General features: G+C 63.1%; 25 protein-coding genes. 18 read left to right on the plus strand and 7 right to left on the minus strand.

What is annotated here, in order from left to right:
• Positions 1 to 24: 24 nt before the first annotated feature.
• Positions 25 to 597, minus strand: a complete 573-nt coding sequence (locus PMM47T1_RS00545) for a DUF6436 domain-containing protein (protein WP_008364757.1) — start codon at positions 595 to 597, stop codon at positions 25 to 27.
• Between the two features lie 96 nt (positions 598 to 693).
• On the opposite strand from PMM47T1_RS00545, the gene PMM47T1_RS00550 reads away from it, so the two are divergent.
• Positions 694 to 1,617, plus strand: a complete 924-nt coding sequence (locus PMM47T1_RS00550; RefSeq protein ID WP_008364759.1) for an alpha/beta hydrolase — start codon at positions 694 to 696, stop codon at positions 1,615 to 1,617.
• Between the two features lie 60 nt (positions 1,618 to 1,677).
• Here PMM47T1_RS00550 and PMM47T1_RS00555 read toward each other — a convergent pair whose 3' ends face one another.
• Entirely contained in the window at positions 1,678 to 2,433 is a 756-nt protein-coding gene (locus PMM47T1_RS00555; protein ID WP_008364761.1) for a DUF2059 domain-containing protein, read from the minus strand.
• A 142-nt stretch (positions 2,434 to 2,575) separates the two neighbouring features.
• On the opposite strand from PMM47T1_RS00555, the gene PMM47T1_RS00560 reads away from it, so the two are divergent.
• The 3 genes from PMM47T1_RS00560 to PMM47T1_RS00570 all read left to right on the plus strand — a co-directional run bounded on the left by PMM47T1_RS00560 (position 2,576) and on the right by PMM47T1_RS00570 (position 4,372).
• A complete protein-coding gene (locus PMM47T1_RS00560; RefSeq protein WP_043300593.1) occupies positions 2,576 to 3,208 on the plus strand; it encodes a 2OG-Fe(II) oxygenase in 633 nt (210 codons plus the stop codon).
• 1 nt (position 3,209) lies between these two features.
• On the plus strand, positions 3,210 to 3,692 hold the full coding sequence (locus tag PMM47T1_RS00565; RefSeq protein WP_008364765.1) for a DUF523 domain-containing protein: 483 nt from the start codon (positions 3,210 to 3,212) through the stop codon (positions 3,690 to 3,692).
• Positions 3,693 to 3,934: 242 nt separating this feature from the next.
• Entirely contained in the window at positions 3,935 to 4,372 is a 438-nt protein-coding gene (locus PMM47T1_RS00570) for a DUF4399 domain-containing protein (RefSeq protein ID WP_008364767.1), read from the plus strand.
• A gap of 62 nt (positions 4,373 to 4,434) precedes the next feature.
• On the opposite strand, the gene serA is transcribed toward PMM47T1_RS00570, so the two are convergent.
• Positions 4,435 to 5,664, minus strand: a complete 1,230-nt coding sequence (gene serA / locus PMM47T1_RS00575; protein WP_008364769.1) for a phosphoglycerate dehydrogenase — start codon at positions 5,662 to 5,664, stop codon at positions 4,435 to 4,437.
• A gap of 172 nt (positions 5,665 to 5,836) precedes the next feature.
• On the opposite strand from serA, the gene PMM47T1_RS00580 reads away from it, so the two are divergent.
• The 3 genes from PMM47T1_RS00580 to PMM47T1_RS00590 all read left to right on the plus strand — a co-directional run bounded on the left by PMM47T1_RS00580 (position 5,837) and on the right by PMM47T1_RS00590 (position 8,996).
• Positions 5,837 to 7,231: an FAD-binding oxidoreductase gene (locus tag PMM47T1_RS00580; RefSeq protein ID WP_008364770.1), complete on the plus strand. Its 1,395-nt coding sequence runs from the start codon at positions 5,837 to 5,839 to the stop codon at positions 7,229 to 7,231.
• An 18-nt stretch (positions 7,232 to 7,249) separates the two neighbouring features.
• Positions 7,250 to 7,918: a fumarylacetoacetate hydrolase family protein gene (locus PMM47T1_RS00585; protein ID WP_008364774.1), complete on the plus strand. Its 669-nt coding sequence runs from the start codon at positions 7,250 to 7,252 to the stop codon at positions 7,916 to 7,918.
• A 151-nt stretch (positions 7,919 to 8,069) separates the two neighbouring features.
• The gene (locus PMM47T1_RS00590) at positions 8,070 to 8,996 is read left to right on the plus strand and encodes an SdiA-regulated domain-containing protein (protein WP_008364776.1); all 927 of its coding nucleotides are present in this window, start codon (positions 8,070 to 8,072) and stop codon (positions 8,994 to 8,996) included.
• Positions 8,997 to 9,125: 129 nt separating this feature from the next.
• On the opposite strand, the gene rpiA is transcribed toward PMM47T1_RS00590, so the two are convergent.
• Positions 9,126 to 9,797 carry a ribose-5-phosphate isomerase RpiA gene (gene rpiA / locus PMM47T1_RS00595; protein WP_008364778.1) on the minus strand — a complete coding sequence of 224 codons (672 nt, stop codon included), beginning with the start codon at positions 9,795 to 9,797 and terminating at the stop codon, positions 9,126 to 9,128.
• A 125-nt stretch (positions 9,798 to 9,922) separates the two neighbouring features.
• On the opposite strand from rpiA, the gene ilvA reads away from it, so the two are divergent.
• Together ilvA and PMM47T1_RS00605 are read left to right on the plus strand one after the other, a co-directional pair.
• A complete protein-coding gene (ilvA, locus tag PMM47T1_RS00600; protein ID WP_008364780.1) occupies positions 9,923 to 11,437 on the plus strand; it encodes a threonine ammonia-lyase, biosynthetic in 1,515 nt (504 codons plus the stop codon).
• Between the two features lie 43 nt (positions 11,438 to 11,480).
• On the plus strand, positions 11,481 to 11,930 hold the full coding sequence (locus PMM47T1_RS00605; RefSeq protein ID WP_008364782.1) for a DUF2269 domain-containing protein: 450 nt from the start codon (positions 11,481 to 11,483) through the stop codon (positions 11,928 to 11,930).
• Positions 11,931 to 11,988: 58 nt separating this feature from the next.
• Here the strand turns inward: PMM47T1_RS00605 and PMM47T1_RS00610 are convergent, their stop codons facing one another.
• Positions 11,989 to 12,645 carry an HAD family hydrolase gene (locus PMM47T1_RS00610; RefSeq protein WP_008364785.1) on the minus strand — a complete coding sequence of 219 codons (657 nt, stop codon included), beginning with the start codon at positions 12,643 to 12,645 and terminating at the stop codon, positions 11,989 to 11,991.
• A gap of 141 nt (positions 12,646 to 12,786) precedes the next feature.
• Here PMM47T1_RS00610 and PMM47T1_RS00615 point away from each other — a divergent pair, with 141 nt between their 5' ends.
• Together PMM47T1_RS00615 and ptsP are read left to right on the plus strand one after the other, a co-directional pair.
• Positions 12,787 to 13,266: an RNA pyrophosphohydrolase gene (locus PMM47T1_RS00615; RefSeq protein ID WP_008364786.1), complete on the plus strand. Its 480-nt coding sequence runs from the start codon at positions 12,787 to 12,789 to the stop codon at positions 13,264 to 13,266.
• Positions 13,267 to 13,288: 22 nt separating this feature from the next.
• The gene (ptsP, locus tag PMM47T1_RS00620; RefSeq protein ID WP_008364789.1) at positions 13,289 to 15,568 is read left to right on the plus strand and encodes a phosphoenolpyruvate--protein phosphotransferase; all 2,280 of its coding nucleotides are present in this window, start codon (positions 13,289 to 13,291) and stop codon (positions 15,566 to 15,568) included.
• A gap of 86 nt (positions 15,569 to 15,654) precedes the next feature.
• Here the strand turns inward: ptsP and PMM47T1_RS00625 are convergent, their stop codons facing one another.
• Entirely contained in the window at positions 15,655 to 16,407 is a 753-nt protein-coding gene (locus tag PMM47T1_RS00625) for an NRDE family protein (protein ID WP_008364790.1), read from the minus strand.
• Positions 16,408 to 16,624: 217 nt separating this feature from the next.
• Here PMM47T1_RS00625 and lgt point away from each other — a divergent pair, with 217 nt between their 5' ends.
• Entirely contained in the window at positions 16,625 to 17,437 is an 813-nt protein-coding gene (gene lgt / locus PMM47T1_RS00630; RefSeq protein ID WP_008364792.1) for a prolipoprotein diacylglyceryl transferase, read from the plus strand.
• An 84-nt stretch (positions 17,438 to 17,521) separates the two neighbouring features.
• On the plus strand, positions 17,522 to 18,355 hold the full coding sequence (locus PMM47T1_RS00635) for a thymidylate synthase (RefSeq protein ID WP_008364795.1): 834 nt from the start codon (positions 17,522 to 17,524) through the stop codon (positions 18,353 to 18,355).
• 93 nt (positions 18,356 to 18,448) lie between these two features.
• On the opposite strand, the gene cadR is transcribed toward PMM47T1_RS00635, so the two are convergent.
• On the minus strand, positions 18,449 to 18,898 hold the full coding sequence (gene cadR, locus PMM47T1_RS00640; RefSeq protein ID WP_008364797.1) for a Cd(II)/Pb(II)-responsive transcriptional regulator: 450 nt from the start codon (positions 18,896 to 18,898) through the stop codon (positions 18,449 to 18,451).
• 82 nt (positions 18,899 to 18,980) lie between these two features.
• Between cadR and PMM47T1_RS00645 the strand changes: the two genes are divergently transcribed.
• The 5 genes from PMM47T1_RS00645 to PMM47T1_RS00665 all read left to right on the plus strand — a co-directional run bounded on the left by PMM47T1_RS00645 (position 18,981) and on the right by PMM47T1_RS00665 (position 26,148).
• Positions 18,981 to 21,236, plus strand: coding sequence for a heavy metal translocating P-type ATPase (locus tag PMM47T1_RS00645; protein WP_008364799.1), 2,256 nt, complete (start codon positions 18,981 to 18,983; stop codon positions 21,234 to 21,236).
• A 10-nt stretch (positions 21,237 to 21,246) separates the two neighbouring features.
• Positions 21,247 to 22,113, plus strand: coding sequence for a LysR substrate-binding domain-containing protein (locus tag PMM47T1_RS00650; protein ID WP_008364800.1), 867 nt, complete (start codon positions 21,247 to 21,249; stop codon positions 22,111 to 22,113).
• Between the two features lie 176 nt (positions 22,114 to 22,289).
• Positions 22,290 to 23,351 (plus strand): putative 2-aminoethylphosphonate ABC transporter ATP-binding protein, encoded by a 1,062-nt coding sequence (locus tag PMM47T1_RS00655; RefSeq protein ID WP_008364803.1) that lies wholly within the window; start codon positions 22,290 to 22,292, stop codon positions 23,349 to 23,351.
• 1 nt (position 23,352) lies between these two features.
• Positions 23,353 to 25,074, plus strand: a complete 1,722-nt coding sequence (locus PMM47T1_RS00660) for a putative 2-aminoethylphosphonate ABC transporter permease subunit (RefSeq protein WP_008364804.1) — start codon at positions 23,353 to 23,355, stop codon at positions 25,072 to 25,074.
• A gap of 48 nt (positions 25,075 to 25,122) precedes the next feature.
• Positions 25,123 to 26,148, plus strand: a complete 1,026-nt coding sequence (locus PMM47T1_RS00665) for a putative 2-aminoethylphosphonate ABC transporter substrate-binding protein (protein ID WP_008364806.1) — start codon at positions 25,123 to 25,125, stop codon at positions 26,146 to 26,148.
• Positions 26,149 to 26,172 lie beyond the last annotated feature (24 nt).

Genomic DNA, 26,172 nt, shown 5'->3' on the forward strand with positions numbered 1-26,172 from the left:
AGAAAGGCCATCGACAGGATTGGATTACTTTTCAGCCCAAGGACAGTAACAGCCCACCGCCAGGGTATGGGTGGCGTCGACTTTGCGGCCGGCCAGCAGCGCATTGAGCACCGGCTCGATAAAGCTGTTGCTCGAGTTGCAGGTGGCGCCTTCGCTGTAAGGGCCGAAATAGGCGAGCTGGCCTTTCTGGTCGAAGATGGCCACGGCCGGGCTGGCCGGGATCTCCTGGCTGCCGACCAGGCTGGCAAGGTGCTTGAAACTGCCCAGGTTGGCGGGCAGTTGGCCGTTGCTGTCGGGTTTTTGCACGGAGTAGAAGCTGACGCCCCGGGCGGTGAAGTTCGCCTCAAGCTCGGACAGGTGCTGCTGGTTGGCCACGTTGCACGGGCAGGCCGGGTCCCAGAAGTGCACCAGGCGAATGGGGCCCGGCCCTGCGAGGGCATCCGGCAGCTTGAGGGCGTCACCCTGGAACAGCGTCGCGTGCTCGCTGAACGCGCGGATATAACGGGACTCGAACCAGTCATATGACAGCCACAGTGTGCCCGCGCAGAAAAACGCCAGCGCACTGAGAAAAACGACTTTGCGGTGCGAAGCAGGCATAAAGGCTCGGTCCGGAACTGGACGCCTAGCTTGCCATGCCCGGCCATACAGAAGAATATCGACGTTGTGTTTATTCGCTTTCGACTGCGAGACTTTATGCCCGCACCATTCAGGCCGGATGCGCTTCGCGCCGGCCTCAAGCCCCTGGCGTCGCGCCAGCCACTGTCTGCAGAGGCCCAGGCCTATCAGCGCTTCTACGCCATTGATCTGCCTTGCCAGACCTGGCTGGGGCGTTTCGAAGCCGTTGGCTACGAGCTGGTCAGCCAGGTGTGGCTGCCGCCTGAGCCAGTGGCCACGCTGTTCCTGCTGCATGGCTTCTACGACCACATGGGCCTGTACCGGCACGTGATTCGATGGGCCCTGGACCACGGTTTTGCAGTGATTTCGGCGGACCTGCCCGGCCATGGCCTGTCCAGCGGCGAGCGCGCGCGCATCGACGACTTCGAGGACTACCAGGCGGCGCTGCATGGCCTGTTCGCCGAAGCGCAGAGCATTGGCCTGCCGCAGCCCTGGCACCTGTTGGGGCAAAGCACAGGTGGGGCGATTGTGCTCGACCACCTGCTTTATCACGGCCTCGACAGCCCGGCCCAAGGCCATTCCATCTTGCTGGCGCCGCTGGTGCGTCCACGCGGCTGGGGCTGGTCGCAGGTCAGCTATCGGCTGCTCAGCCCGTTCGTCAGCGGCATCGCCCGGCGCTTCAGCGAAAACACCAACGACCCGGACTTCATGCCCTTCCTGCAAACCGATCCGCTGCAACCCGTTCGCCTGCCCACCGCCTGGGTGGGCGCGCTGAAGAACTGGATACCGCGCATCGAAGGCGCGCCCCACTGCCCGCGCTCGCCGCTGATCATCCAGGGTGACGACGACATGACCGTGGACTGGGAACACAACCTCAGCGTGCTGCAAAGCAAGTTCCTGGCGCCCCAGGTGCTGATGTTGCCGGGCGCCAGGCACCACCTGGCCAACGAAGTGGAATCGATCCGCGAGCGCTATTTCGCTTTTGTTGATTCCAGGCTGTAATCGCTATCGCCAGGAGCCGCCAGGCTGCGAAGGTCCGTACGGCGGGCCCGCTAGAGGATGTCAGTGACCTTTGAGGCTCGACGTGCTCTGGCCCACCGCCAGGCTGGCGCGCACGGCGGCCAGGGCGGCCTGGTAGTAGGCCTTGCCTTCGGGGGATTCGGCGAAGTTGGCGAATTCTTCCAGCTCAGGGTCAGACAGGTCGCGATAGACGTACAGCAAGGTGTTGTCCATCTCGGTGCCAATCTGGGCCATCAGCCGCTGGCGCTGGCCGTCGAGCATGCCTTGGGCCTGTTCGCTGCCCAGCAGGCCCGGAATCATCTGGCTGAGGCTGTCGGCTGCCACGCCGGCGATGGCCAGGCTGACTTCGGCGCCCGCTTCGCGCGCCGGCAGGGCGCGGGACAGGTGGCCGATGATCAGGGCGCGGGTGTCGCTGGCCTCCATGTGTGGCAGGCCCTGGGCATTCTTTGCCAACTGGTCGCGACGCGTGGCCAGCAGTTCGGCGGCCACCACCTTGTGGCCCAGCGGTGACTGGAAGAAGGCCAGCGCCGGGTTGGGGTCGGCCAGGGTCTGGCGCAGCCGCGCTTCGGCGCGCTGGTCCATGGCCTGCGGGGCGAAACGCTGGTCACTGTTGTTGACCAGGGCCTGGAATACCGCTGGCGGCAGGCTGTTCTGATAGCGTTGCTGGGCTGCTTTCAGTGCGTCGGTAAAATGCGCGCGCTGCTCTGGCCAGCCGGCGACCTTGTACAGCTGGTCGTGACTGTCTGCCCACGCAGGCAGGGCGCAGCACATGATCAAAAGGAAAAACAAACGGCGCATCAGGGACTCCTGTCGGCAGGCCGCCATTGTCCTTGGCAAGGCGGGGCTTTGTCGAGAATTCGTATCAGTGGCCACAAGATAATCGACGTGCTGTCGCCTGCCGACCAAGTGGCTCTGTCCGTTTCCCGGGCACATGGATACTATGCGCGGCATGCAAATATCCTCTGATCATCCTCTGATGTTACGAATTGTCGACGACTTGGCCGAGCGTGGCTGGTCGCAGCAGGACATCTTCCTGCCACAGGCTCTGACCACCGAGCTTGCCGCCGAGTGCCGCCAGCGTGCGGCCCAGGGCGAGCTGGCGCCTGCGGCCGTGGGGCGCGGCCCTGCGCAGGAAATTCGTGAAGGCATACGCGGTGATCGCATCCAGTGGCTGGAGCCTGGCGAGTCAGCGCCATGCGACCAGTACCTGGCGCTGATGGACACCCTTCGTGAAGCGCTCAACCGTGGCTTGTTTCTGGGGCTTGAGGATTTCGAGTGCCATTTCGCGTTGTACCCGCCAGGGGCGTTTTACCTTAAGCATGTGGACCGCTTTCGCGATGACGACAAGCGCATGGTCTCGGCGGTGCTGTACTTGAACGATGGCTGGTTGCCGGAGCACGGCGGCCAACTGCGCATGTACCTTGAACAGGACCGTGAACACGATGTGGCGCCGACCGGTGGCTGCCTGGTGGTGTTCCTGTCTGGCGAGGTGCCTCATGAAGTTCTGCCGGCCATGCGTGATCGCCTGTCGTTGACAGGCTGGTTCCGCCGCCGCGGCAACGAGCCGTTCTGATATGCACAAGATTCTGGTCAGCCGCTGCCTGCTGGGCCACCGCGTACGTTATGACGGCGGCGCCAGTGGCCCTTTCGATCAACTGGACCTGTGGCTGGCCGAAGGCCGCGTGGTGGGCCTTTGCCCGGAAGTGGCCGGTGGCTTGCCTACCCCGCGCCCGGCAGCGGAGATTCCGGGTGGGCAGGGCGTGCAGGTGCTCGAGGGCAAGGCACTGGTGCTGACCGAGGCGGGTGAGGACTTCACCGAGGCCTTTGTGCGCGGAGCCGAGCTTGCGCTGGAGGCCGTGCGTCGCCACGGTATTCGTGTCGCGGTGCTCAAGGCCAACAGCCCGTCGTGCGGCAACCTGTTGACCTATGACGGCACCTTCACCGCCACCAAGGTCACAGGCGAGGGCGTGACGGCGGCGCTACTGCGCCGCGAAGGCGTGCAGGTGTTCAGCGAATTGCAACTCGCCGAAGCCGCCGAAGCCCTGCAAGCCCTTTGACTGCGATTGTCCTGTGTGAGGTTGGTGCGGGCTGCCGCAAGGTTGCGAAAAGGTTCGCAGGGCTTTCGGTGGTTTGATGTCGATCGCAGGCCCGCTCTGCGGGCCTTCGCAGCCTGGCGACAGCTCCAAAGTGAGTGCAGGATGAAAGATGCGCTGCCAGGCGCATTCCAGAGCGCATTGGTCGGGCAAAGTGGTCTAAGGTATCTCCAGACAAAACCAGAAACGTTTCCCTGGAGACCCCGATGAAATCTCTCTTTTCCCGCGCCGCCGTTGCCGGGCTGCTGATGGGCGCCTCGCTGCTGGCAACCGCCGACGACCTGAAAAGCGTCGAAGCGCCCGCCGACGCCAAGGTGTTCATCGTTTCGCCGAAAGACGGCGCCACCGTCGACAAGACCTTCACGGTCAAATTCGGCATCGAGGGCATGAAGCTGGCGCCGGCTGGTGATCCGACCCCCGGCACCGGCCACCACCATTTGCTGGTTGATGTCGACCAACAGCCGCCAGCCGACCAGCCGCTGCCTGTCACCGACCATATCCTGCACTTCGGCAAGGCCCAGACCGAAACCACCCTGACCCTGACGCCCGGCAAGCACACCCTGCAACTGCTGCTGGCCGACCGCTTCCACGTGCCGTTCAAACCGGCGGTTGAATCGAAGAAGATTACCGTCACCGTGAAATAAGCCGTCTGCACAAACGAAAAAGGGAGGCCCGAAGGCCTCCCTTTTTCATTGCGCCAAGCCGCTTAGAACAGCACGCGGCTACGAATGGTGCCGTTGATGGTCTGCAGCTTCTCTTGCGCCAGGTCAGAGTACTCGGCGTCGACGTCGATCACCACATAACCCACTTTCTCGTTGGTCTGCAGGAACTGACCCGAGATGTTGATGCCGTTTTCGGCGAAGACCTTGTTGATCTCGCTCAGCACGCCCGGAATGTTCTCGTGGATGTGCAGCAGGCGGTGCTTGCCTGGGTGAGCCGGCAGGGCCACTTCAGGGAAGTTGACCGACGATACCGAGGTACCGTTGTCGCTGTACTTGACCAGCTTCTCGGCCACTTCCAGGCCGATGTTGGCCTGGGCTTCGGCGGTGGAACCGCCGATGTGCGGGGTCAGGATCACGTTGTCCAGGCCACGCAGCGGGCTTTCGAAGATGTCGTCGTTGGAGCGAGGCTCCACCGGGAACACGTCGATGGCTGCGCCGATCAAGTGCTTGTCCTTGATGGCGGCTGCCAGGTGGTCGAGCTCGACCACGGTGCCACGAGCGGCGTTGATCAGGATGCCGCCTTTCTTGATGGCACGGATTTCCTTCTCGCCCATCATCCACTGGGTGGCGGCGGTTTCTGGCACATGCAGCGAGACGATGTCGGACATGCCCAGCAGCTCGGTCAGGCTGGCCACTTGCGTGGCGTTGCCCAGCGGCAGCTTGGTGATGGTGTCGTAGAAGAACACCTGCATGCCCAGGCCTTCGGCCAGTACCGACAGTTGGGTACCGATCGAGCCGTAGCCGACGATGCCCAGCTTCTTGCCACGGATTTCGAAGGAGTTGGCCGCGCTCTTGATCCAGCCACCACGGTGGCAGGAAGCGTTCTTCTCGGGGATGCCGCGCAGCAGCAGGATGGCCTCGGCCAGCACCAGTTCGGCTACCGAACGGGTGTTGGAGTACGGGGCGTTGAACACGGCGATGCCGCGCTCGCGGGCCGCGTCCAGGTCAACCTGGTTAGTGCCGATGCAGAAGCAACCAACGGCAACCAGCTTTTTCGCGCAGTCGAAGAGCTCTTCGGTCAGCTGGGTGCGGGAGCGGATACCGATGAAGTGTGCATCGGCAATCTTTTCCTTCAGCTCGGCCTCGGGCAGCGCCTTGATGTGGTACTCGATGTTCGAGTAACCGGCGGCCTTGAGGACGTCGACGGCGGATTGGTGGACGCCTTCGAGGAGAAGGAACTTGATCTTGCTCTTATCGAGAGAAGTCTTGCTCATCTGCGTAAACCTGTGTCCCGGAGAAAAAATGGCAGGAAGTGAAGCGGTCGCGGATCGGCCGGAAGCACGATTAGCGGGGGGGCGTATGCTAGCATATCCCCCCCTTGATAAGCCCATCCCTGGGACGTGAAGTGTGCTCAGGGTGACTATGAATAGTTCGAGAGTTCCCGCGATGACCCATTCTGCGCTTCTTGAAGAGCTTCACACCCTGGTTGACCCCGGCAAGGTACTCACCGACGCCGCTTCTCTCGAGGCTTATGGCAAGGACTGGACGAAACAATTCGCCCCGGCCCCCAGTGCAATCGTATTCCCCAAGACCATCGAGCAGGTTCAGGCCATCGTGCGTTGGGCCAATACCCACAAGGTTGCGCTGGTGCCTTCGGGCGGCCGCACCGGCCTGTCGGCAGCGGCCGTGGCTGCCAATGGCGAAGTAGTCGTGTCGTTCGACTACATGAACCGGATCGGCGCCGTGGATACCGTTGATCGGACCGTGGTGTGCCAGCCGGGCGTGGTCACCAGGCAGCTGCAGAACCTGGCCAAGGATCACGACCTGTATTACCCAGTGGATTTCGCGTCCTCCGGTTCCAGCCAGATTGGCGGCAACATCGGTACCAATGCCGGCGGGATCAAGGTGATTCGCTACGGCATGACCCGCAACTGGGTGGCCGGGCTGAAAGTGGTGACCGGCAAGGGCGACGTGCTGGAACTGAACAAAGACCTGATCAAGAACGCCACCGGCTACGATCTGCGCCAGCTGTTCATCGGCGCCGAGGGCACCCTGGGGTTCGTGGTGGAAGCCACCATGCGCCTGGACCGGGCACCCAGGAACCTCACCGCCATGGTGCTGGGTACCCCTGATTTCGATTCCATCATGCCAGTATTGCACGCGTTCCGGGGCAAGCTGGACCTCACGGCCTTCGAATTCTTTTCCGATAAGGCGTTGGCCAAGGTCATGGCCCGTGGCGACGTGCCGCCGCCGTTCGCCACCGACTGCCCGTTTTATGCCCTGTTGGAGTTCGAGGCCACCACTGAGCAGGTGTCCAACCAAGCGTTGGCGACGTTCGAGCACTGCGTGGAGCAGGGCTGGGTGGTGGATGGGGTCATGAGCCAGAGCGAGCAGCAACTGGCCAACCTGTGGAAGTTGCGCGAGTACATCTCCGAAACCATCTCGCACCGCACGCCCTACAAGAACGATATTTCCGTGACCGTGGCACAGGTGCCGGCGTTCCTGAAGGATATTGACGCGATCGTCAGCGAAAGCTACCCGGACTTCGAAGTGGTGTGGTACGGCCACATCGGTGACGGCAACCTGCATTTGAACATCCTCAAGCCCGAGGACCTTAGCAAGGAAGAGTTCTTTGCCCGGTGCGCATCGGTGAACACCTCGGTGTTCGAGACAGTGCAGAAGTACAACGGCTCGATCTCCGCCGAGCACGGCGTGGGCCTGGTCAAGCGCGACTACCTGGACTACAGCCGTTCGCCTGTCGAAATCGAGTACATGAAAGCCATGAAGGCGGTGTTCGACCCCAACGGCATCATGAACCCTGGCAAGATCTTTCCGGTTTGATCACATAAGGAGTCGGTCATGAGCTATCAGCATCAATACGTCGACGGTACCCGCATCCACTTCCCGCTGGGCAAGGTGGTGTGTATCGGCCGCAACTATGCCGAGCACGCCAAGGAGCTGAACAACCCGGTGCCTACCGAACCGCTGCTGTTCATCAAGCCGGGTAGCTGCGTGGTGCCGGTGGAAGGCGGCTTCACGATTCCCACCGACCGTGGTTCGGTGCATTACGAGGCTGAAATCGCGGTGTTGCTGGGCAAACCACTGTCCACCCGCCCCAGCGAGGAAGAGGTGCTGGATGCCATTTCCGGTTTCGCCCCGGCGCTGGACCTGACCTTGCGCGATGTGCAGAGCAAGCTCAAGGAAAAGGGCCTGCCGTGGGAGCTGGCCAAGTCGTTCGATGGCGCGGCGGTGATCGCGCCGTTCGTGGCTCCCGGTACGTTCCCGGACGTGACCGACATCCCCGTGCGCCTGACCATCAACGGCCAGGTGCGGCAGGACGGCAATAGCAACCTGATGCTCAACCCTATCGTGCCGATGATCCAGTACATGGCCGCGCACTTCTCGCTGCAGGCCGGCGATGTGGTCCTGACCGGCACCCCCGCCGGCGTCGGCGCCCTGAACCCGGGTGACGCGCTGGTGCTGGAACTGCCTGGCGCCAGCCGCTTTGAAACCGTGGCAAACGGCTGATTGTCAATCAAGCCCCGGGGCAACTTCATGTTGCTTCGGGTTTTTGCCTGGTTTTTGCCTTTTTTTTCACACGCCATTTGGATAATGCGGCCTAATTGCTTGTTGCGCCGTGAGCGCTCCGGGCTTGCCACATGTTCAGGGAAAAAATCGCATGGCCGTGTCCTCCTCTACCCCTTCGCCAACGCCTCAACGCCAGGCGCGCCTGGTCAGGCGCTGGTACTTCTGGCTGTTCATTGTCGTGGCTGCCTATGCCATCGCCGCCATCATGCATTGGGACGCCAGGGCCAAGCTGTGGGTGGTAGAACGCATGACCCCGCAAGCCCAGCGCGATGCCTCGGTGTGGCTGCCTGACTACCACGCCTTTATTGACGGCAAGGCCATGACTGGCCTGGAAACCGACGAGGCGTCCGACCTGACCTACAACCCGGACACCAAGACCCTGTTCTCGGTGATGGGCAAGCACGCGTTCCTGGTGGAACTGAACCTTGAAGGCGACGTGCTGCGCAAAATGCCGCTCAATGGTTGGGCCAACCCGGAAGGCGTGGCCTACCTGGGCGGCGGGCGCATGGCGATCACCGATGAACGCGAGCACTTGATGACGGTCGTCACGGTGGCCCCGGACACCAAGGCGCTGAATGCGGCCGACTGGCCACAATTCGACCTGGGCCCTTCGGCCAACCAGAACAAGGGTTTCGAGGGCATTGCCTGGGACCCGCGCCGGGGCCAGATTCTGTTGGGCGAAGAGCGCCCGGCGGCGATGTTCACGCTCAAGAGCGATGACCAGGGGAAATGGCAGGGCGACAAGGTCAAGCTGGCCTATACCACCCTGAACCTGCGCAACCTGTCGGCGCTGGATGTGGACCCGCGCACGGGCAACACGCTGGTACTGTCGGCGGATTCGCACATGCTGCTGGAGCTGGACCCCACCGGCAAGCAGGTCAGCTTCATGACCCTGCTGGGCGGTCTGAACGGTCTGAAAGACACCATTCCGCGCGCCGAAGGCGTTGCTATGGATGAAAGCGGGACCATCTATATGGTCAGCGAGCCGAACCTGTTCTACGTGTTCCGCAAGTTCTGAAACCAGCCTCTACCCCTCTAGGCGTAGGCGCGGACCGCGTCTGCGAACCAGACCCCGCGGTGTTTCAGGCACTGCGCGGGGTGGCCTTCGCGGACGCGGTCCGCGCCTGCAGGAATCCAGTGCATCACCTTACTGGGTAAGGGTTTTCACGCCTTCCGGGGTACCCAGCAGCAACAGGTCGGCCGGGCGCGAGGCGAACAGGCCGTTGGTGACCACGCCGACAATGGCGTTGATCTGTGCTTCCAGGGCCACCGGGTCGGTGATCTGCATGTTGTGCACATCAAGGATGATGTTGCCGTTGTCAGTCAACACGCCTTCGCGGTACACCGGGTCGCCGCCCAGCTTCACCAGCTGGCGAGCCACGTGGCTGCGGGCCATGGGAATGACTTCCACCGGCAGCGGGAAAGCGCCCAATACCGGCACCAGCTTGCTGGCGTCGGCGATGCAGATGAAGGTCTTGGCCACGGCTGCGACGATCTTCTCGCGGGTCAGGGCTGCGCCACCGCCCTTGATCAGGTTCAGGTTGGCGTCGCTTTCATCGGCGCCGTCCACGTAGAACTCCAGGTCGCTGACGGTGTTCAGTTCGTACACCGGAATGCCATGGCCCTTCAGGCGCGCGGCGGTGGCTTCGGAGCTGGCAACGGCACCGTCGAAGGCACCCTTGTGCTGGGCCAGGGCGTCGATGAAGCAGTTGGCGGTGGAGCCGGTGCCGACGCCGACGATGCTCTTGTCGTCGAGCTTGGGCAAAATGAAGTCGACAGCAGCCTGGGCGACGGCCTGTTTGAGTTGGTCCTGGGTCATGCGGGCTCCGGAGCGGGCACAAAATAGCGGGGAGGAAGCGCGGCATTATACCCCTTTGCTGTGGTCCTTGGCGGGAACGCTGGGGTAGACTCGCAGGTCTTGCTCAACCGCCAGTGATGCTTCCGATGCTCGAACAGTACGTTAAGAAGATCCTCACCTCGCGCGTCTACGACGTAGCCGTGGAAACCCCCTTGCAGGCCGCCGGCCAGCTGTCCAAACGCCTTGGCAACAGTATTTTGCTCAAGCGCGAAGACCTGCAGCCGGTGTTTTCCTTCAAGATTCGCGGCGCCTACAATAAACTGGCGCAGTTGAGCGACGAAGAGCGTGCGCGCGGCGTGGTCACCGCCTCGGCGGGCAACCATGCCCAAGGGCTGGCGCTGGCCGCCCGGGAAATGGGCGTGAAAGCCACCATCGTGATGCCCAAGACCACCCCCGAAATCAAGATCGAGGGCGTGCGCTCTCGGGGCGGCAAGGTGGTTCTGCATGGTGATTCCTTCCCCGAGGCGCTGGCCTACTCGCTGAAGCTGGTGGACGAGAAGGGTTACGTCTACATCCATCCCTACGATGACCCCCACACCATTGCCGGCCAGGGCACCGTGGCCATGGAGATCCTGCGCCAGCACCCGGGCCAGCTCGACGCCATTTTCGTGCCAGTGGGCGGCGGCGGCCTGATCGCCGGCATCGCCGCCTACGTGAAGTACCTGCGCCCGGACATCAAGGTCATCGGTGTCGAACCGGATGACTCCAACTGCCTGCAGGCGGCCATGGCTGCGGGTGAGCGAGTGGTGCTGCCCACCGTCGGCCTATTCGCCGACGGCGTGGCCGTGGCCCAGATTGGCCAGCACACCTTCGATATCTGCAAAGACTACGTGGATGAAGTGATCACCGTCAGCACGGACGAAATCTGCGCGGCCATCAAGGATATCTACGACGACACCCGTTCGATCACCGAACCGGCCGGCGCCCTCGGCGTGGCGGGCATCAAGAAGTACGTGGAGCTGTACGGCGTGACCGGGCAGACCCTGGTGGCCATCGACTCCGGCGCCAACGTCAACTTCGACCGCCTGCGCCATGTGGCCGAGCGCGCCGAGCTGGGCGAGGGCCGCGAGGCCATCATCGCCGTGACCATCCCCGAGAAGCCGGGCAGCTTCAAGGCGTTCTGCGAGGCCATTGGCAAGCGCCAGATCACCGAGTTCAACTACCGCTATCACACCGGTCGCGAAGCGCACATCTTCGTTGGCGTGCAGACCCACCCCGACACCGACCCGCGCGCGGCCCTGGTGGCCAGCCTGACCGAGCAGGGCTTTCCGGTGCTGGACCTGACCGACAACGAGCTGGCCAAGCTGCACATTCGCCACATGGTCGGCGGCCATGCCGCGCAGGTCAGCGACGAGATGGTCATGCGCTTCGAGTTTCCCGAGCGTCCGGGCGCGCTGTTCAACTTCCTCAACAAGTTGGGCGGGCGCTGGAACATCTCCATGTTCCATTACCGCAACCACGGTGCGGCCGACGGCCGAGTGGTAGCGGGCCTGCAAGTACCTGCCCAGGAGCGTGGAGACGTGGCAGCGGCCTTGACCGAGATCGGCTATCCGTTCTGGGACGAGACCGACAACCCGGCTTACCGCCTCTTCCTGGGCTGACTGCTAGGCTGTAGAGCATCGACACCCGCACAGGAGCTGCCCCATGGAAACCCTGAGCCTGCTGAAAATGCTTCATGGCATTGCCACCGCACTGCTGCTGGGCAGCGTGGCGGCGGTGCTGTTCCAGACCTGGCGTGGCTGGCGCGCGGGCGACCAGTCCGCCTTTGCCAAGACCCTGCAACGCCCATGGCTGTTCGCCTGGATACTCATGGGCATCAGCGTGGCGAGCTTCCCGTTCACCGGCTGGTGGATGATGCACACCGTGGGCTGGCCGCTGGGGCAAACCTGGCTGCTGGGTGGCTCGGTGCTCTACGTGGTGGGCGTGGCGGGATTTCTGCTGCTGGTACGCCGCACCATTCGCTGGCGGCAGGCGGCCGTGGCCTATAACCAGGTGCAGGTGGTGAAGCAGCGCAAGTTCAGCGTGGTGTTCGCGGGGGTGTCGCTGGTGGTGCTGGTGGCCATCCTGGCGCTGATGCTCGCCAAGCCGGTGTGAACAACTCCGGCCCCGTGGAAGCGGGCTCTGCCCGCTCCCACAAAGGTCGAGTCGTATATCAGTCGCGCAGCGACATGATCTTCCAGCCGCGGCGCTGGGCTTCAGCCAGCAGATTGGGGTCAGCATCCACCACCACCGGGTGCGCCACCTTCTCCAGCAACGGCAGGTCGTTCATGGAGTCGCTATAAAAGTAGCTGTCCTCCAGGTCGAAACCATTCTCCTCAAGCCAGCGATTCAAGCGCGTCACCTTGCCTTCGCGGAAGCACGGCACGTCGGTGCTGCGCCCGGTGTAGCGGCCGTCGGCCATTTCGCACTCAGTGGCCAGCAAGGTGTCCACACCCAGGCGCTCGGCGATGGGGCCGGTGACGAAGCGGTTGGTGGCGGTGATGATCATCAGCTTGTCACCCGCGTCGCGGTGCTGCTGCAACAGCGCCAAGGCCTTGGGCAGGATGATCGGTTCCACGCAGTCACGCATGAAGTCGGCATGCCACTCAGCCAGTTGCGCCATGTCGGTGGTGGCCAGAATCTCCAGGCTGAAGTTCAGGTAATCGGTCAAATTCAGCTGCCCGGCCAGGTAGTCCTGGTAGAACGCGTCGTTGCGGTTCTTGTATTCCACCGGGTCAAGGATGCCGCGTTCGCACAGGTAATCGCCCCAGGCGTGATCGCTGTCGCCGCCAAGGAGGGTATTGTCGAGGTCGAATAAAGCCAGGCGCATTGAAATTACTCGTCTAAAAAGCGGAAAAGGCCCACAGAATACGGACTTTTCACAACAGTGCACATAAGGTATGCGGGTGCGTTGCTGCCTTGACGATCTTTGTGGAACAATGCAAAGACATGCGTTTGCGAGGTTGCTGCCGTGATCGACCCCGATGGTTTCCGTCCCAATGTCGGCATTATTCTGACCAATGATGCCGGACAGGTGCTATGGGCTCGTCGTATCAATCAGGATGCCTGGCAGTTTCCACAGGGGGGCATCAACCCTCAGGAGACGCCGGAAGAGGCCTTGTACCGCGAGCTGAATGAAGAAGTGGGGCTGGAGCGACAAGATGTTGAAATTCTTGCCTGCACCCGCGGCTGGTTGCGTTATCGTTTACCCCAACGCCTGGTTCGTACCCACAGCCAACCGCTGTGCATCGGCCAGAAGCAGAAGTGGTTTCTCTTGCGCCTGGTATCCAACGAACAGCGCGTGAGGATGGATTTGACCGGTAAACCGGAGTTCGATGGCTGGCGCTGGGTCAGTTATTGGTACCCGCTTGGCCAGGTGGTGACATTCAAGCGCGAGGTGTATCGCCGCGCTCTCAAAGAGCTTGCCCCGCGCCTGCTGGCGCGCGACTGACGACGGAGTTCGACCCCGAGCCATGCTCAATACGCTGCGCAAGATCGTCCAGGAAGTCAACTCCGCCAAGGATCTCAAGACGGCGTTGGGGATCATTGTGCTGCGCGTCAAAGAGGCCATGGGCAGCCAGGTCTGCTCGGTCTACCTGCTTGATCCGGAAACCAACCGTTTCGTGCTGATGGCAACCGAGGGCTTGAACAAGCGCTCCATCGGCAAGGTCAGCATGGCCCCCAACGAAGGCCTGGTGGGCCTGGTGGGCACGCGCGAAGAACCGCTCAACCTGGAAAACGCCGCCGACCACCCACGCTACCGCTACTTTGCCGAAACCGGGGAAGAACGTTTTGCCTCCTTCCTGGGTGCGCCCATCATTCATCACCGTCGCGTGGTGGGGGTATTGGTCATCCAGCAAAAGGAGCGGCGCCAGTTCGACGAGGGCGAAGAAGCCTTCCTGGTGACCATGAGTGCGCAACTGGCCGGGGTTATCGCCCACGCCGAGGCCACGGGTTCGATCCGGGGCCTGGGCCGCCAGGGCAAGGGCATCCAGGAAGCCAAGTTCGTGGGCGTGCCTGGCTCGCCGGGGGCGGCAGTGGGTACAGCAGTGGTCATGCTGCCGCCAGCCGACCTCGACGTGGTGCCTGACAAGGCCGTCACCGACATTACCGCCGAATTGCAGTTATTCCAGACCGCGCTTGAAGGTGTTCGCAATGACATGCGCACCCTTTCGGCGAAGTTGGCCACGCAATTGCGTCCCGAAGAGCGGGCCTTGTTCGACGTCTACCTGATGATGCTCGACGATGCATCGCTGGGCAGCGAGGTGACCAATGTCATCAAGACCGGCCAATGGGCCCAGGGCGCGCTGCGCCAGGTAGTCACCGAGCACGTCAACCGTTTCGAACTGATGGACGACGCCTACTTGCGCGAGCGGGCCTCGGACGTCAAGGACCTGGGCCGTCGCCTGCTGGCCTACCTGCAGGAAGCCCGGCAACAAACCCTGGTTTACCCCGACAATACCATCCTGATCAGCGAAGAGCTGTCGCCGGCCATGCTTGGCGAGGTGCCGGAAGGTAAGCTGGTGGGCCTGATATCGGTACTGGGTTCGGGCAACTCCCACGTGGCGATCCTGGCGCGCGCCATGGGCATTCCCACGGTGATGGGCCTGGTGGACCTGCCGTATTCCAAGGTCGACGGCATCCAGATGATCGTCGATGGCTACAAGGGCGAGGTCTACACCAACCCCAGTGAAGTGCTGGCCAAGCAATTTGCCGAAGTGGTGGAGGAAGAGCGCCAGCTCGCCCAAGGCCTCGACGCCCTGCGCGAACTGCCCTGCGTGACCTTGGACGGCCACCGCATGCCCCTGTGGGTCAACACCGGCCTTTTGGCCGATGTGGCTCGAGCCCAGCAGCGAGGCGCCGAGGGCGTGGGCCTGTACCGCACCGAAGTGCCGTTCATGATCAACCAGCGTTTCCCCAGCGAGAAGGAACAGCTGGCCATCTACCGCGAGCAACTGGCCGCCTTCCACCCGCTGCCGGTGACCATGCGCAGCCTGGACATCGGCGGTGACAAGGCTTTGTCATACTTCCCCATCAAGGAAGACAACCCGTTCCTGGGCTGGCGCGGCATTCGCGTCACCCTCGACCACCCGGAAATCTTCCTGGTGCAGACCCGTGCCATGCTCAAGGCCAGCGAAGGCCTGAACAACCTGCGCATTCTGCTGCCAATGATTTCCGGCACCCACGAGACCGAAGAGGCGCTGCACCTGATTCACCGCGCCTGGGGTGAAGTGCGCGACGAAGGCACCGACGTGCCGATGCCGCCAGTGGGCGTGATGATCGAGATTCCGGCGGCGGTGTACCTGACCCGCGAGCTGGCGCGCCAGGTGGACTTCCTTTCGGTGGGTTCCAACGACCTTACCCAGTACCTGCTGGCCGTGGACCGCAACAACCCGCGGGTGGCCGACCTCTATGACTACCTGCACCCGGCGGTGTTGCAGGCCTTGCAGCACGTGGTTACCGAGGCCCATGCCGAAGGCAAGCCGGTGAGCATCTGTGGTGAAATGGCCGGTGACCCGGCGGCGGCAGTGCTGTTGATGGCCATGGGCTTCGATAGCCTGTCGATGAACGCCACCAACCTGCCGAAAGTGAAGTGGATGCTGCGCCAGATCAGCCTGGGCAAGGCCAAGGAACTGCTGGCGCAACTGCTGAAAATCGACAACCCGCAGGTTATCCACAGCTCACTGCAACTGGCCCTGAAGAACCTGGGGCTGGCACGCATGATCAACCCGGCGGGGCCCAAGACCCTTTAGTTCGCGGCGCCTGGTTCGCGGATACGGTCCGCTCCTGCACAGGTTCGTGAAAAACCCTGTAGGAGCGGACCGTGTCCAAGAAGGGTTCACCCCCCAACCAGCAGGTCCACCTCCCCCAGCGCACCGCCATACGGCCCAAAGCTGCGCTCCACGATACGCCGCGATCCATCAGCCCCCACTATCAGCGCCGTACTCGCCCGCGTGCCGTAATTGGGGCTGGCAATGAATACGCTGGAAAGCAGTGATTCGGTGGCCAGCCCCACGCCAGTGTCCGGCAGTTCGGCGTCAGCGGCGCGGTCGGCGTTCTTCAGCAGGTTCAGCAGCGTTTCCGGCTGTGGCTTGTGCAAGTGCTCGGCCAGTGCGCCGCGCGCTTTCAGCAACTTCGGCCACGGCGTATCCAGGCCTGCATTGGAAAGCCCGTACACGCCTGTGGATAAATCTTTGCCGTGGCGCTCGCGCTGGTTGAAATAGCACAAGCGCCCCGAGGCGCCCAGCAACAGATTGAACCCCGAATATTCCGAGGCCCGGCTGGCGATATCGTCCAGATAGTCGTCGATGGTCATCGAGCTGGTTAAAAAACGCGCAACCAGGTCGCCGCGCGAGCGTCGCCCCAGCGGCTGGCCCGGGTCGCGGATGTTGGTCAACGCCGCGAAGCGACCGTTCGGCCCCAGCCCCAGCCAAGTTCCGCCTGCCTCCAGGTCACGCCCGGCGTACACGCCTTCGGCCTCTGGCCAGTGCGCCAGAGGCTGGCTGGGGCGGGCATAGAATTCGTCACGGTTGGCCGCCAGGATGAGCGGCACGGCATGCCCGGGGCGCCAGGCAAATACAATCAGACACATAAGGTTGGCCTTGTGTTTTGGTTCACGCTACTCGCACTCCGTCCCGCTACAGTGGAGGCAAATGCCCCCATCCGTTACCATGCGCTCCTGTTTTCACTGACACAAGTTTCATGGCAGGGGGCGAGCGGGCCGGGCATAGTTTCGGTTTTTCCCGCCCTCGTGGCCACTCGGGAACGCCAGGGGCGGTCCTGCCGCCTGTCCACGTCAAGGAGTCGCAATGCTGCCTTACCCGCAGATCAACCCGGTGGCCGTCGCCATCGGACCGCTTCAAATCCACTGGTACGGCCTGATGTACCTGATCGGCATCGGCGCTGCCTGGTTTCTGGCATCGCGCCGGCTGAACCGCTTCGACCCCACCTGGACCAAGGAGAAACTCTCCGACCTGATCTTCTGGTGCGCCATGGGGGTGATCGTCGGTGGGCGGTTGGGCTACGTGCTGTTCTATGACCTGAAGGTGTACCTCGACAACCCCACGCTGATCTTCGAGGTATGGAAAGGGGGGATGGCCTTCCACGGCGGCCTGATCGGCGTGATGCTGGCCACCTGGTGGTTCGGGCGCAAGAACGGCAAGTCGTTCTTCGAACTGATGGACTTCATTGCCCCGATGGTACCGATCGGCCTGGGCGCCGGGCGTATCGGCAATTTCATCAACGGCGAATTGTGGGGCAAGCCTACCGACGTGCCGTGGGCCATGATCTTCCCGCCGCTGAGCGACCCTGCGCAATTGCCGCGTCACCCGTCGCAGCTTTACCAGTTCGCGCTTGAAGGCGTGGCGCTGTTCATTATCCTGTGGCTGTTCTCGCGCAAGCCGCGCCCCACCATGGCGGTGTCCGGCATGTTCGCGTTGTTCTACGGCATCTTCCGCTTCGTGGTGGAATTCGTCCGTGTGCCCGACGCGCAACTGGGCTACCTGGCGTTTGGCTGGGTCACTATGGGCCAGATCCTCTGCATCCCTATGATCCTGGGTGGTCTAGGCTTGATCTGGTGGGCCTACAACCGGCCTGCCGCGCCGAAAAGCGCCGCGGTGTGATTGACGGGCGGGGCGCAGGCCCCGCCTTTTTGTTTCCCTATTCTGTAAACGGTCGCGGCTACTGGCGACCGACTTGAGGCCTCAATGAAAGCGTACCTGGATCTCCTGACCGATGTGATCACCAATGGCGTGACCAAGGGCGATCGCACCGGCACCGGCACCAAGGCCGTCTTCGCGCGCCAGTACCGCCACAACCTGGCCGACGGCTTTCCACTGCTGACCACCAAGAAGCTGCACTTCAAAAGCATTGCCAACGAGCTGATCTGGATGCTCAGTGGCAACACCAACGTGAAGTGGCTGAACGAAAATGGCGTGACCATCTGGGACGAATGGGCCACACAAAGCGGTGACCTGGGCCCGGTCTACGGCGAGCAGTGGACCGCTTGGCCAACCAAGGATGGCAAGACCATCAACCAGATCGACTACATGGTCGACACCCTGAAGAACAACCCCAACAGCCGCCGCATCCTGTTCCACGGCTGGAACGTCGAGTACCTGCCCGACGAGTCCAAGAGCCCGCAGCAGAACGCCGCCGAAGGCCGCCAGGCCCTGCCGCCGTGCCACCTGCTGTACCAGGCCTTCGTCAATGAAGGGCACCTGTCGATGCAGTTGTACATCCGCAGCTCTGACGTGTTCCTGGGCCTGCCGTACAACACCGCGGCCCTGGCCTTGCTGACCCACATGCTGGCCCAGCAGTGCGACCTGATCCCCCACGAGATCATTGTCACCACCGGCGACACCCACGCCTACGCCAACCACATGGAACAGATCCACACCCAACTGGCCCGCGAGCCGCGCAAGCTGCCGACGCTGAACATCAAGCGCAAGCCTGCGTCGATCTACGACTACAGGTTCGAAGACTTCGAAATCGTCGGCTACGAGCCGCACCCAGCGATCAAGGCGCCTGTCGCCATTTGATATCCCCTGGCAGCTGTCGCCAGGCTGTGGCCGGCGGCCAATGCAGTAGGCGAGTTGATCCGCAGCGCCCATGACGCGGCCTTCGGGCCGCTGCTACAGCCCGTGGCTCCTGCCCACATGTGAATGCTCGGCTTCCGGCGCCGTCACCGCGCCGGTGACTTCCAGGCGCTGGAGAATCCCGCACTGGTCGTTCTCTCCCACGGTGCCACAGCGTTGGCGCAATTCCAGCAGCTGCGCCTGCAAGGCCATCAGGCCCTCGATTCGCGCACGTACGTGGTCAATGTGCTCGTCTATCAACGTGTTGACGCTTTCGCACTGGTCCTGGGGGCTGTCGCGCAGGGTCAGCAGGCTGCGGATTTCGTCCAGGGTCATGTCTAGGGTGCGGCAGTTGCGGATGAAGGTCAGCCGCTCCACATGGGCCTGGGTGTACAGCCGGTAATTGCCGTCGCTGCGGGCCGGGGGCGGCAGCAGTTGCTCGCGCTCGTAGTAGCGGATGGTTTCTACCTGGCAGTCGGTGGCCCGGGCCAGTTCGCCGATTTTCATCACTGCGCCCTCCAAAGGTGCTTGACCCTATAGTGGCTACAGGGTGTTCACTTGGCAACAGGCACTTTCACGGACCTGACCAATGAGCCAGCCAACCCATAGCCACAAACACGACCATGATCATGATCATGATCACAAGCATGAGCACGCGGCCATTCGCGGGCATGCCCATGGTGGTTGCTGCGCCAGCGAAGCTCCCGCCACGGTGAACCTGGGCGGCAAGGCCAGCGCCGCCGCGCGCTTGAGCCGTTTCCGCATCGACCAGATGGACTGCCCCACCGAGCAGACGCTGATCCAGAACCGCCTGGGCAAGCTGGCGGGCGTTGAAGCGCTGGAGTTCAACCTGATTAACCGGGTATTGGGCGTACGCCATGTATTGGCCGGCCATGAGCCGATCATCGAGGCCATTGCCGCGCTGGGCATGACGGCCCAGCCACTGGACGAACAGGGTAGCGCCAGCGCCGAAACCGATGCGCCGGCACGCAAGCCCTGGTGGCCGCTGGCGCTGTCCGGGGTGGCGGCAGTGGCGTCGGAAGTCGCGCATTTCAGCGGCCTGGCGCCTACCTGGGTAATAGCCGGGCTGGCCCTGCTGGCGATTGTCAGTGGCGGCCTGGGCACGTACAAAAAAGGCTGGATAGCCCTGAAAAACCTTAACCTGAACATCAACGCACTGATGAGCATCGCCGTGACCGGCGCGCTGCTGATTGGCCAATGGCCGGAAGCGGCCATGGTGATGTTCCTGTTTACCCTGGCCGAACTGATCGAGGCGCGCTCGCTGAGTCGCGCGCGCAACGCCATTGGTGGCCTGCTGCAACTCACCCCTGAACGGGCCACGGTGCAGCAGGCCGACGGCCAGTGGCGCGAGCAGGATGCCAAGGAAATTGCCCTGGGCGCAGTGGTGCGCGTGCGGCCCGGCGAGCGCGTTGCCTTGGACGGCGAGGTCAGCAGTGGCCAATCCAGCGTGGATCAAGCCGCTATCACCGGCGAAAGCCTGCCAGTGGAAAAGGCCATGGGCGACAAGCTGTTCGCCGGCACCATCAACCAGGCCGGCGAACTGGAATACCGGGTGACTGCCCTGGCCGACAACTCGACCCTGGCCCGCATCATCCACGCCGTGGAGCAGGCCCAGGGTGTACGGGCGCCTACCCAGCGCTTTGTGGACAGCTTTTCCCGAATTTACACCCCTGCCGTGTTTGTCCTGGCCCTGGCCGTGGCGGTACTGCCGCCGCTGTTCCTGACCGGTGCCTGGTTTGACTGGATCTACCGGGCGCTGGTGCTGTTGGTGGTGGCATGCCCCTGCGCGCTGGTGATTTCCACCCCGGTGACCATTGTCAGCGGCCTGGCGGCTGCGGCGCGCAAGGGCATCCTGATCAAGGGGGGCGTGTACCTGGAAAGCGGCCACAAACTGGATTTCCTGGCCCTGGACAAGACCGGCACCCTGACCCACGGCAAACCGGTGCAGACCGACTTCGTGCCACTGGACCCGGCCTACGCGAAAACCGCCGAACAGATTGCCGCCAGCCTGGCGGTGCGTTCTGATCACCCGGTGTCGCAAGCCATTGCACGGCCTGCGGTGGAGGCCGGAGAAACCTTGCTTGAGGTGCTGGATTTTCAGGCGCTGGCGGGTCGTGGCGTGCGCGGTAGCGTCAACGGCCAGGTGTATCACCTGGGCAATCATCGCCTGGTGGAAGACTTGGGCCTGTGCTCGCCGACCTTGGAAGCGCAGCTGGATGTGCTTGAGCGCCAGGGCAAAAGCGTGGTGGTATTGCTCGACAGCCACGGCGCGCTGGCCTTCTTCGCCGTGGCCGACACTCTCAAGGACAGCAGCCGCCAGGCCATCGAAGAACTGCATGCGCTGGGCATCAAGACCCTGATGCTGACCGGCGACAACCCGCACACCGCCCAGGCCATCGCCGCCCAGGTAGGCATTGATCAGGCTCGCGGCAACCTGCTGCCGGCCGACAAGTTGCAAGCCATCGAAGACCTGTACGCCCAGGGGCACCGGGTGGGCATGGTGGGCGACGGTATCAACGACGCTCCGGCCTTGGCCCGCGCCGAACTGGGGTTCGCCATGGCGGCCGCCGGTACCGACACGGCCATCGAGACCGCCGACGTGGCGCTGATGGACGATGACTTGCGTAAAATTCCGGCTTTCGTCAGGCTCTCGCGGCAAACCAGGGCGATACTCACGCAGAACATCGTGCTGGCCCTGGTGATCAAGACCGTGTTCCTGGCCATGACCTTCGCCGGGGTGGCGACGATGTGGATGGCGGTGTTCGCCGACATGGGCGTCAGCCTGTTGGTGGTGTTCAATGGGTTGAGGCTGTTGCGCAAATGAAGAGGTAGTGATGCTCAGTGCCGAGCTGAAGGCGTTTTACATGGTGGCCCGGCTGGGCAGCATTACTCTGGCTGCGAAGAAGCTGAGCCTCAGCCAGCCTACGGTGACCACGCAGATTCGCCACCTGGAAAGCCAGTATGCGGTGGAGCTGTTCTTCCGCGGCGGCCGGCGCCTGACGTTGAGCGATGACGGTGCCAAGCTGCTGCCCATGGTAAAAGCGCTGTTGCAGCAGGAAGCCGATATCGAGTTCTTTCTGCGCAACAGTGGCCAGGGCGAAGGGGCCCTGCGCATTGCTGCCACGGCGCCTTATTACATTCTCGACCTGGTGAAGATCTTTCGCGAACGCCTGCCGCAGGTGGAGGTGTCGATGGAGATCGGCAACTCCCAGCAGGTGTTGGAAATGCTGGAGGAGTACCGGGTCGACATTGCAGCCTCGTCGCAATTGTTGGAAGACGCGCGGCTCATCCGCCGGGTGCTCGGTACCGACCCCCTGGTACTGGCGGTGCATCGCAATCACCCGTTGGCCGTGCATAACCAGGTGCCCCTCAGCGCGCTGGCCGGGCAGTGCCTGCTGGTGCGCGAGCGTGGCTCCACCACGCGCAGCCTGACCGAGCAGTGGCTCAAGGACGAACAGGTCCATTACGGCACGCTGTTGGAGATCGGCAGCCGCGAGTCGATTCGCGAAGCGGTGCTGCGCAATATCGGCATCAGCCTGATTGCCCGACATGAAGTGCCGCACAACACGGAGCTCAAGGTGCTGACCATCGACAACGCGCCGGTGATGCACGAATACCTCTACTGCTTGAAAGAGCGCCGCCACGCGCGACTGCCTGCGGCCTTCCTGGGCCTGGCCCAGGAAGTATCGGCCTTGGGCTGACCCGGCGGCGGCAAGCCGATCGCGGGCGTGCGTTGCGCGCCTTCTCAGCTTGCTTTCGGGATCCGTTGTTACAACCCAAATCCACCAATACCACTATCGGCAGCTTTTGCCCCGCTGCCATGCGACGTTCGCAATCGCTGCCTAGGATGAGCCCATCTGCTAGATGAGGTCCGTCCATGAACCATTCTCCTGTCCCCGGCGCGCACATGTCAGTGCACGGCATTCACAAGCGCTTCGGTGCCTTCACTGCGCTCAACGAGGTGTCGCTGGACGTTGCCGCCGGTGAGCTGGTGTGCCTGCTGGGCCCTTCGGGCTGCGGCAAGACCACGCTGTTGCGCTGCATCGCCGGCCTGGAACGTCAGGATCGTGGCCAGCTGTACATCGGCGACCGGGACATCTCGTCGCTACCGCCCCAGGCACGGGACTACGGCATCCTGTTTCAGTCCTACGCACTGTTTCCCAACCTCAGCGTGGAAGCCAATATCGCCTACGGCCTGTCCGGGCAAAGCCGCGACCAGGTGCGCAAGCGCGTCGGCGACATGCTGGAGCTGGTTGGCCTGCTGGGCAGTGAGAAGAAATTCCCCGGCCAGCTCTCGGGCGGCCAGCAACAGCGGGTAGCCCTGGCCCGGGCGTTGGCTCCGGCGCCTTCGTTGCTGCTGCTGGATGAACCGATGTCGGCCCTCGATGCCCGAGTGCGCGAGCACCTGTGCACCGAACTTCGCCAGCTGCAACGCCAACTGGGCATCACCACCCTGATGGTTACCCACAATCAGGACGAGGCCATGCTGATGGCCGACCGCATTGCCGTGATGAACAACGGCCAGGTCGAGCAGTACGCCACCGCCCAGGAAATCTACGACAAACCGGCCACGCCGTTCGTTGCCGAATTCGTCGGCCAGGGCAACTGGCTGCCGTTCCAACGCAGCAGCGACAGCCACGCGCGGGTGGGTGAGATGAATATGCGCCTGGCACCCGACGCCAACCGGGCCAACAGTGGCCGATTGTTTTGCCGCCCCGAGGCCATCAGCGTGAACCCGCCGGTGCATGAAGAAAACCTGTTCCCGGCACGGGTGCGCGAGATCACCTTCCTGGGCAACCGCTGCCGCATGAGCTTCGAGTTCAACCAGTTCCCGGGCCATGCCTTGCTGGCCGAAGTGGCTCCCGAGTCCATGCCGCGCCTGGGCAGCCCGGATATCTGGGTGGCCTTGCCGCCGCGCAGTCTTCAGGTGTTTGCCTGAGATGGCCGTGCAGATGAGTTTGCCGGTGACGAGTGCGAAAGCACCGGCCCAGTCCTCGTCGGCCGCCCTGGGTGACCGTTTGTTCGTGGTAGGCGGCAAACTGCTGTTGCTGGCCTTTCTTGCCGTGGCGGTGTTGATGCCGTTGCTGGCCATCTTCTGGCGTGGCTTCACGCCTGTGGCGGGCGGCGGGCTAGTGGCGGCCCAGGCGCTGGTGGCCAGCGAAAATTTTCACTGGTTGCTGGGCAACAGCCTAAAGGTGTCGTTCAGTGTGGCCGCCATTGTCGTGCCGTTGGCGTACCTGTTCGCCTATGCGCTGCAACGCACTCACATTCCTGGCAAGGCCGTGTGGCGGGGCATTTCCCTGTTGCCGCTGCTGGCACCGTCGATGCTGCCGGGTATTGCCCTGGTCTACCTGTTCGGTAACCAGGGCCTGCTGCGCGGGCTGGTGGCAGACAATATCTACGGTTTCTGGGGCATTGTGCTGGGCGAGGCCATCTACACCTTTCCCCACGCCCTGATGATCCTGTTGTCGGCCCTGTCGCTGGCCGATGCGCGGCTGTTTGATGCCGCCTCCAGCATGGGCGCCAGCCCTTGGCGGGCCTACCGCAGCATCACCTGGCCGGCCACCCGCCAAGCCGTATTCGCCGCGTCCTGCCTGGTGTTCACCCTGACCATCACCGATTTCGGCGTGCCCGTGGTGGTGGGTGGTGACTATCAGGTATTGGCGCTGGAGGCCTACAAGGCCGTGGTCGGTCAGCAGCAGTTCGGCCGCGGGGCGCTGATCGGCATGATCCTGCTGTTGCCCGCGCTGTTCAGCTTCGCGGTGGATGCCTGGTTGCGGCGCCGCCACGGCCAAGGCATGAGCGGCCGCGCCCAGGTGTTCCGTGCCGCGCCATCAAGGCTGCGTGATGCGTGCTACCTGGCGGTGGTAATGCTGATCAGCGCGGCCTTGCTGCTGGTGGTGGGCATGGCGGTGTATTCCTCGCTGGTGAAGTTCTGGCCCTACAACCTGTCGTTGTCCCTGGTGCACTACCAGTTCGACACCACCGCGGGCGGTGGCTGGCTGGCCTACAGCAACAGCGTGAGGATGGCCGTGGGCACGGCACTGGTGGGCAGCGCGGTGATTTTCACCGGCGCCTACCTGATGGAAAAAACCCAGGGCATGCGCCAACTGAACCTGGCGCTGCGCATGCTCAGCTTTGTGCCCATGGCCGTGCCGGGCCTGGTGCTGGGCTTGGGCTACGTGTTCTTTTTCAACCTGGGCGGCAACCCGCTGCATGTGTTCTACGGGACCATGACCCTGCTGATCGTGTGCACCATCGCTCACTACATGACCACCGCGCAGATGACCGCCACCACCGCCTTGCGCCAGCTGGACGGCGAGTTCGAAGCTGCGGCGCTGTCGCTCAAGGCGCCGCTGTACCGCCACTACCTGCGGGTCACCGTACCCATCTGCCTGCCGGCGCTACTGGACATCATTCGCTACCTGTTCGTATCGGCCATGACCACTGTGTCGGCGGCGATTTTCCTCTACAGCCCCGACACCATCCTGGCGGCCGTGGCTGTGCTGAACATGGATGACGCCGGCAACGTCGGCGGGGCCGCAGCCATGTCCACCTTGATTCTGCTGACCTCGGCGGCCGTTTCCCTGCTGCTGGCATGGGCATCGCGCGGCCTGCTGCGCCGGTCCCAGGCCTGGCGCCAGGGCGCCCCGGGCCATTGATTGATTGCTGCACCTCACTCTGACTTCCACTGACTCAGGAACCGCACCATGTTCAAGCCACTTGCACTTGTCGCTGCCATTGTTGCCGCTTTCAGTCTGCAGGCCAGCGCGGCCACCACTGAACTGACCGTGTACACCGCCTTGGAGCCCGAACAGCTGACGGCCTACAAGCAAGCGTTCGAGAAGGTCAACCCGGACATCGAGATCAAGTGGGTGCGCGACTCCACGGGCATCGTCACCGCCAAGCTGCTGGCCGAGAAAGACCGCCCGCAAGCCGACGCCGTGTGGGGCCTGGCGGCGTCCAGCCTGGCGATCCTCGACCAGCAGGGCATGCTGGAAGGCTATGCGCCCAAGGACCTGGCCAAGATTGGCGAACACTATCGCGACCCCGCCAACCCGCCGATGTGGGTAGGCATGGACGTGTGGGCCGCCACCATCTGCTTCAACACCGTGGAGGCCGAGAAGCAAGGGCTGACCAAGCCGGTGAGCTGGCAGGACCTGACCAAGCCTGAGTACAAGGGCAAGATCGTCATGCCTAACCCGGCCTCCTCGGGTACGGGTTTTCTCGACGTGAGCGCCTGGTTGCAGACCTATGGCGAGAAGCAGGGCTGGAAGTACATGGACGATCTGCACCAGAACATCGGTCAATACGTGCACTCCGGTTCCAAGCCGTGCAAGTTGGCCGCGTCGGGTGAATTCCCGATCGGCATCTCGTTCGAGTACCCGGCCGTGCAACTCAAACGCCAGGGCGCGCCGCTGGACATCATCCTGCCCAAGGAAGGCCTGGGCTGGGAAATCGAGGCCACCGCCGTGATCAAGGGCACCCCGCACGCGGATGCGGCGAAGAAGCTGGCTGACTTCTCGGCAAGCCCGGCGGCGATGGAGTTGTACAAGGAAAACTTCGCCGTGCTGGCCCAGCCAGGCATTGCCAAGCCGCAGACCGAACTGCCCGCTGACTACGAGCAGCGCCTGATCAAGAACGACTTTGCCTGGGCGTCGAAGAACCGCGACACCATCCTCACCGAGTGGCGCAAGCGCTACGACGGCAAGTCCGAGAAGCTGGCCAATCAGTAAACCCCCGTCACTCTAGCCGCTGCT

This window comes from Pseudomonas sp. M47T1 (assembly GCF_000263855.1).
GTDB lineage: Bacteria > Pseudomonadota > Gammaproteobacteria > Pseudomonadales > Pseudomonadaceae > Aquipseudomonas.